This window comes from Paenilisteria newyorkensis (assembly GCF_000766145.1).
GTDB lineage: Bacteria > Bacillota > Bacilli > Lactobacillales > Listeriaceae > Listeria_A > Listeria_A newyorkensis.
The window spans coordinates 50,936-57,279 of the sequence record NZ_JNFB01000017.1 but is presented as its reverse complement, the minus strand read 5'-3'; the positions used below and the strand labels follow the sequence as shown (position 1 = coordinate 57,279).

7 protein-coding genes are annotated in these 6,344 nt (G+C 42.9%); 1 reads left to right on the top strand and 6 read right to left on the bottom strand.

Annotated features, from left to right (window positions below; genetic code table 11):
• The first annotated feature begins 184 nt into the window (after positions 1 to 184).
• A complete protein-coding gene (locus EP58_RS08820) occupies positions 185 to 880 on the top strand; it encodes a DUF4352 domain-containing protein (protein ID WP_036092548.1) in 696 nt (231 codons plus the stop codon).
• A gap of 61 nt (positions 881 to 941) precedes the next feature.
• Here the strand turns inward: EP58_RS08820 and era are convergent, their stop codons facing one another.
• Genes era through EP58_RS08790 form a run of 6 tightly spaced genes read right to left on the bottom strand, consistent with a single transcriptional unit; the run spans position 942 to position 6,215 of the window.
• Positions 942 to 1,850, bottom strand: a complete 909-nt coding sequence (gene era, locus EP58_RS08815) for a GTPase Era (RefSeq protein WP_036092546.1) — start codon at positions 1,848 to 1,850, stop codon at positions 942 to 944.
• Complete coding sequence (locus EP58_RS08810; RefSeq protein ID WP_036092543.1) at positions 1,847 to 2,245, bottom strand: cytidine deaminase; 399 nt, start codon at positions 2,243 to 2,245, stop codon at positions 1,847 to 1,849. The genes era and EP58_RS08810 overlap by 4 nt, the downstream gene beginning before the upstream one ends.
• Positions 2,246 to 2,260: 15 nt before the next feature.
• Positions 2,261 to 2,647: a diacylglycerol kinase family protein gene (locus tag EP58_RS08805; protein ID WP_036092541.1), complete on the bottom strand. Its 387-nt coding sequence runs from the start codon at positions 2,645 to 2,647 to the stop codon at positions 2,261 to 2,263.
• Complete coding sequence (ybeY, locus tag EP58_RS08800; RefSeq protein WP_036092538.1) at positions 2,625 to 3,104, bottom strand: rRNA maturation RNase YbeY; 480 nt, start codon at positions 3,102 to 3,104, stop codon at positions 2,625 to 2,627. Before ybeY ends, EP58_RS08805 begins: the two co-directional genes overlap by 23 nt.
• Positions 3,105 to 3,115: 11 nt before the next feature.
• Positions 3,116 to 5,251, bottom strand: coding sequence for an HD family phosphohydrolase (locus EP58_RS08795; protein ID WP_036092535.1), 2,136 nt, complete (start codon positions 5,249 to 5,251; stop codon positions 3,116 to 3,118).
• Positions 5,252 to 5,279: 28 nt separating this feature from the next.
• Entirely contained in the window at positions 5,280 to 6,215 is a 936-nt protein-coding gene (locus EP58_RS08790) for a PhoH family protein (RefSeq protein WP_373862710.1), read from the bottom strand.
• Positions 6,216 to 6,344 lie beyond the last annotated feature (129 nt).

Sequence of the window (6,344 nt, the reverse complement as noted above, 5' to 3'; positions counted from 1 at the left end):
AGTTTTGTTCGGTCTTAAAACGAAGTTTTTACTCGAATAACTACTCCTTTTCACTTGACTTACTACCACTAGACTCAACTTCTATTATACAACACCAATTTGAAAAAAAGGCAGATTTTCGTTTATTTAATGCGCGCACTATTGTACAATAGTAGTATTACGATATAAAGGGAGCGTTTTTCACATGATGGTAGCACTGATTTTATTTTCTGGATTCTTCTTATTTCTTTGTCTAGTCGCGCTGATTGTTGGTATTATTCTGCTTGTAGTTAGGAAAAACAAGATGCCTGGAGCAATTATGACTTCCTCTGCGACTTTTCTTGGGATTATTTTTTGTGGGGTTTTTGCCATGAGCCTTATTTTTAGTGGGGGTTACTCTCATGACATGATGATGGGCGACCGTTCGATGATGTACGATGATTTGATGGATGGCTCAAACTATGATGATACGGGAGGCGAGGACGATCCGTATGATGACTCCGAGGAATATTATGATGAGGATTACGATTATTTTTCAGATGAATATACCGAGTACAAAGTTGGGCAAATGGCTGAGATAGAGGATAATGTGTTTGTCAACGTCACAAAAATCGAGAAATGGGCCGGCGACAAAGAATTCCATAGTCCGATGGCTGGTTACTACGTAAAAGCAACCGTGACGATTGAGAATAAAGATGTTCGTTCGACGACATATTATGCCGATGATTTCTTGATTTATGATAAGGATGGACTCGAGGGTGATAACGCGTATAAAGAGGATTGGCGCGTCGTTGTGAAACCTGGAACCAAAGTGACGAAGGAGATTTATTTCGATGTTTATGGGGATGGGCCGTTTCACATTGCGTGTTATGACGCGTCGTGGAGTGGCAGTATAAAATAAGGTTGCACCATACGAAAAAACAGAACGGACTTTTTTGGAGTCGGTTCTGTTTTTTTGTTTCTTAATATTCGTCGTGATCAAAGCCGTAATCGTTCAAGAAATGTTCCTTATCACGCCAACCTTTTTGCACTTTTACCCAAATTTCTAAGTACACTTTCGAGCCTAGCAAAAGTTCGATTTCCTTACGTGCGCGCATGCCGATTTGTTTCAGCATTTGCCCTTGTTTCCCAATCAAAATCCCTTTTTGCGTGCTGCGTTCCACAATAATCTGCGCCATAATGTGCAGTTTGTGCGTCTCGGGATTTACTTCGATCCCCTCAATAACAACCGCAACGGAATGTGGTACTTCTTCATGCGTAAACTTCAATACCTGCTCGCGAATCAACTCAGAAATGATGAATCGCTCTGGGTGATCCGTCACTTGGTCGGCAGGATAATACATTGGGCCTTCCGCTAAATGTTTCGTCGTTTCTTCAAGCAGCGTCCCCAAGTTATTCCCTTGCAATGCCGAAATCGGAATAATCTCTTCAAAATCAAGCATTTCACTATATTTAGCAATTAAATCCAGCAAAACTTCTGGCTCTACTAAGTCAATTTTATTAATCAGCAGGAAAATCGGCGTTTCCTCTACTCTTTTCAGCTTTTCAATAATGAACTCGTCCCCGCGACCGTAACCCGCATCAGCGTCAATCACGAAGAAGATCATGTCGACTTCCCGGAACGTGTTGAGCGCTACTTTCACCATGAAATCGCCAAGTTTATGTTTCGGTTTATGAATACCCGGCGTATCGATAAACACGACTTGCGCATCATTTGTTGTATACACACCTTGGATTTTATTACGCGTTGTTTGGGCTTTATCACTCATGATTGCGATTTTTTGCCCAATAATTTGGTTCAATAAAGTCGATTTACCTACATTTGGACGGCCGACAATCGCCACAAAACCTGATTTGAAAACGTCACTCATTTTTTAAGATCCCCCGGTGTAAAGGCGCCTGGCAGTAGTTCCCCAACGGTTACTTCCACAGTATCACCTTTCATATTTGTTAAAACTACTGGCATTTCTGGTGCGCAGAATTCGCTAATCACTTGACGACACGCGCCACATGGAGCCACTGGACCTTCTGTATCTGCCACAATCACTAATTTTTTGAAATCATGTTTGCCTTCTGAAACTGCTTTAAAAATCGCCGTTCTTTCCGCGCAATTCGTCAAGCCATAAGAAGCATTCTCGATGTTGCAGCCTAGCACGACTTCATCTTCCGTTGTCACCAAAGCCGCGCCAACTTTAAATTTAGAATACGGCACATACGCATTTTCACGCGCTTGTTTTGCCAGATCAATTAAATTATTTTCTTTCATCCTAAAAAACTCCTTTTAAAATAATTTTGGTATAAAAATAAAGAGTCCAATAACCGCCGAACAAATCGAAGCTAGTAAAACCGCTCCTGCTGCGACATCTTTCGCTTTTTTTGCATAGGGATGGAAGTCTTCTGTTGCCACATCCACTGCGCGTTCTATCGCCGTATTAATCATTTCAAATGTCAATACGTTGAAAATCGAGAAAATCAAAAATAACCACTCGATCTTTGTTACTTTGAAAAAAACACCACAAATAATCACAATCATCCCAGCGGTAATATGGACACGCATATGGCGTTCTTCTAAAATCGCTGTTTTAACACCTGTAACGGCATGAATAAATGATTTCCTGAAACGTCGGTTGCTCGTGACTTTTACTTTATCTTTCGAGTCCATACGCATTCAACACTTCTCTTTGTAATGAAAACATCACGTCTTCATCCTCTGGTTCCATGTGATCGTATCCTAGGAGGTGTAGAAGCCCATGTAACGCCAAGAAACCTAATTCGCGATCGAATCCATGCCCGTACTCGTCCGCTTGTTCTAACGCCCGCTCCGTGGAAATAATGATATCTCCCAAAATACGCGGCGCCTCCATATCCTCATCCCATGCAATCTTCGTCTCGCCATCACCCATTTCCTCCAGCGCAAACGAAATCACATCGGTCGGTTGGTCTTTATCACGATAATCACGATTAATCTCTTGAATCCGCGCATTATCAACGAAAGTCACAACCAATTCACTGTCTTCTTGAATCTCAAGCCGTTTCGCCGCAAATTGTAGCAGACCCTCGACCAAGTCTAGCGCATCAGGCTCCAATTCTTCGGTTTCGTCTATTAAATCAAGCTCTAAAGTCATCGTCTTCCTCCTTACTTATCATCAGGATACTGAATCCGTTGATGATAAATTCCATTGAGCGTCGAACATAATGTGGACCGAACGACCTCTATCTCTTGAAACGTAATATCACATGCCACAAATTGCTTATCCTGCATTCTATCATCAATAATGCCGTCCACAATCGCCTTAATTTTTTCCTTTGTTGGCGCCTCGCATGAACGAACAGCAGCCTCCACGCTATCCGAGACATTAATAATCGCAATTTCTTTCGTCTGCGGTTTTGGCCCAGGGTAACGGAAATCGGCCTCTGCCACATCCGGATTTGCCTCTTTTGCCTTGTAATAAAAATACTTCACAAGCGTTGTCCCATGATGTTGTAGCGCAATATCAATAATCGGCTGTGGAAAATGATTATCTCGCAAAATCGCCGCGCCATCCGTCGTATGCGCGATAATAATATCACGACTCTGCTCCGGCGTCAGTCGGTCATGCGGATTAATCCCATGCAATTGATTCTCCACAAAATACGGCGGTCGAATCGTCTTACCAATGTCATGATAAAAACACCCAACGCGAACGAGCAAACTATTACCACCAATCGCATCCGTACAAGCCTCCGCGAGATTCGCCACCATCAAACTATGGTGATATGTTCCTGGCGCTTTCATCATAATTTTTTTCAATAATGGATGGTTCGGATTCGCAAGTTCCACCAAACGGCTCGTCGTAAGTATCCCGAACACCGTCTCAAACAGCGGAATCACGCCAATGCCAAGCACAAATGATCCAATACCGCCTAGGAAAGCATAGCCAACTGGTATCCAAAATGCAAGCGTGAGCAGTCCCGTATTACTAATTAATAAAAGCAAGAAAACAAAAGCCATGTTCGCTAGTCCGACCACAAAACCCGACAGTAAAATAGCAGAACGGCGACTGTAATCCCTTAAAACGACAATGCTCGCCAGTCCACTAAGTAAAATAAAGGTCGAAACCGTCACGTTCACCGCAGCCGTCGCGTCACTCTGGAAAACAAAGAAACTCGTCACCGATGTAAAAATCGTCATCATAAAAGCGAACTTCTCATTGAGCAGAATCTTGATAATCATCGGGCCAAATGCGGCTGGGAACAAGAACGAAATATTGCTAATATCCACGCCTTCCAAAAAGCGAATAATCATCAACATCAGCAATATCGCAATATACACAGATGAAAACACGAGCACATATTGATTTTTCCGCTCTTTATCTAGATTTTTCTGCTTGTTCGTAAAGAAATAAAGCATCACACCGAGCGATAGCAACAACAGCCCAAATCCAGCATACTGTTTAATCGGCATTTTCTGATCCAATAAATGCAACAATGCCAGCTGACGGTAAATTTCCCGATCGATAATCTGACCTTCCTGCACAATAACCTGTCCTTGCAAAATTTTAACCGGAATCACGTTTGCCGCGGCTTCTTTGCGTCGATCTTCCGTCTGAGCCGCATTGTAGACCTCATTAGGCACAATCGCGTAAGATAGAATCGCTTTAGCAACCCCTTTATAACTCGTTGGCAAATTAGACAACTCAATCGTATCGCGCGCGCTAACCTTCACATCTGTCAAATTATCTCTGCGCACACTTTGTTCCATCGCCACATCAAGCGCATTAACGACTTCCTTTTCGACCGTTTGCAGATCTTTCGCATTCATTTGGAGCAGCGTCGTCAGCATCGCGGCATTGACGCCGTCCGTAATATTCTCCGATACATCTTTTGACAACTTCCCTTTCAAAGAAGCCAATTTCTGATCAAGCGACGTCATTTTATCATTTTTAGCATCATTTAATGCCGCTTCCCGATTCACTTCCGTCACATATGCAAACAACGAACTAACAAGTGATTCCCGGTTCTGCGCCGTCTCGCGATTGAATACGTAGACATCCTCGACATCAGCCTTAGCTTTCGCCTGCTCTTCCGCCGTTTTTTGCGTATCCTCAATCGTTTGCGGCGAACGAATCGTTTTTTGAGCCACTTCGAACAATTTCACATTATACGATTCCGGCTTCACCATTTGACAAATAAGCACGAAGGCAACAATGAATAAGACGATTAAGATGACTGGCGTTACGTATCTTTTTCCCGTTTTATAATACCAATCCGTCCATTTTTTCGTAGGCTTCATATGTACCCCCATTTCGTTTGCATTCTTCTTATTTCAACTTACCTTCATAGGCTTTAATAATTTCAGCAACAAGCGGATGACGCACCACATCAAAATGCTCAAAATACACAAAACCGATATTTTTCACGTCTCGCAAAACTGTTTCGGCATTCACAAGCCCACTCGTAGCCCCTTTAGGCAAATCAATTTGCGTCGTATCCCCATTCACAATCATCTTGGATTCAAAACCAAGACGCGTTAAAAACATCTTCATCTGCGCAACCGTCGTGTTCTGCGCCTCATCCAAAATAACAAACGCATTATCCAGCGTCCGTCCACGCATATAAGCTAGGGGCGCAATCTCAATCACACCGCGATCCATCAAACGTGTCGTATGCTCCACGCCAAAAATATCATACAAAGCATCGTACACCGGCCGTAAATAAGGATCTACCTTCTCCTTCAAATCACCCGGCAAGAAACCAAGACTTTCCCCAGCCTCCACAGCAGGACGCGTCAAAATAATCTTGTTCACAGTTCCTTTTTTCCAAGCCGCAACTGCTTTCACGACAGCAAGATACGTTTTCCCAGTTCCAGCAGGTCCGATTCCAAAAACAACATCATATTTATCAATCGTACGCACATATTTGCGCTGTCCAAACGTTTTAGGGCGAATCATTTTACCCTTCGCATTCACCGTAATTTCTTCATCATAGAGACTAGCAAAGTACTCCACAGTCCCGTTCTGTTCCATTTTTATCGCTTGGGTAACATCCCGTTCATCCACATGAATATCTTTTAAAATGACACTGATTAGCGCTTCCAAAACCGCCGCCCCGTGTGCCTCGTTTATCTCTGTCCCTTGTAGCGTTATCGATTCCCCGCGAGTGATAATCTGCAATTCGAACGCGTCTTCAATTAAAGTAATATGTGCATCGTTATTCCCAAACAGTTCCCTAGCATCAAAACCTTCCGCTAAGTCCATTTTTATATTCTCATGATCTGTTGGCATCCAAATAACCCCTTCACTCTAAAATTAACTTCGTGTGTCTACATTATACACGAAAGCGCAGGATTTTGGTACTATTCGGCGTGCCTATGTATCGAGGTCAAT

Coding starts and splice junctions, on each gene's coding strand:
- era (WP_036092546.1), bottom strand. CDS start 1,850: ATGAGTGACGTTTTCAAATCAGGTTTTGTGGCGATTGTCGGCCGTCCA.
- ybeY (WP_036092538.1), bottom strand. CDS start 3,104: ATGACTTTAGAGCTTGATTTAATAGACGAAACCGAAGAATTGGAGCCT.
- EP58_RS08795 (WP_036092535.1), bottom strand. CDS start 5,251: ATGAAGCCTACGAAAAAATGGACGGATTGGTATTATAAAACGGGAAAA.
- EP58_RS08790 (WP_373862710.1), bottom strand. CDS start 6,215: ATGGACTTAGCGGAAGGTTTTGATGCTAGGGAACTGTTTGGGAATAAC.
- EP58_RS08810 (WP_036092543.1), bottom strand. CDS start 2,245: ATGAAAGAAAATAATTTAATTGATCTGGCAAAACAAGCGCGTGAAAAT.
- EP58_RS08805 (WP_036092541.1), bottom strand. CDS start 2,647: ATGCGTATGGACTCGAAAGATAAAGTAAAAGTCACGAGCAACCGACGT.
- EP58_RS08820 (WP_036092548.1), top strand. CDS start 185: ATGATGGTAGCACTGATTTTATTTTCTGGATTCTTCTTATTTCTTTGT.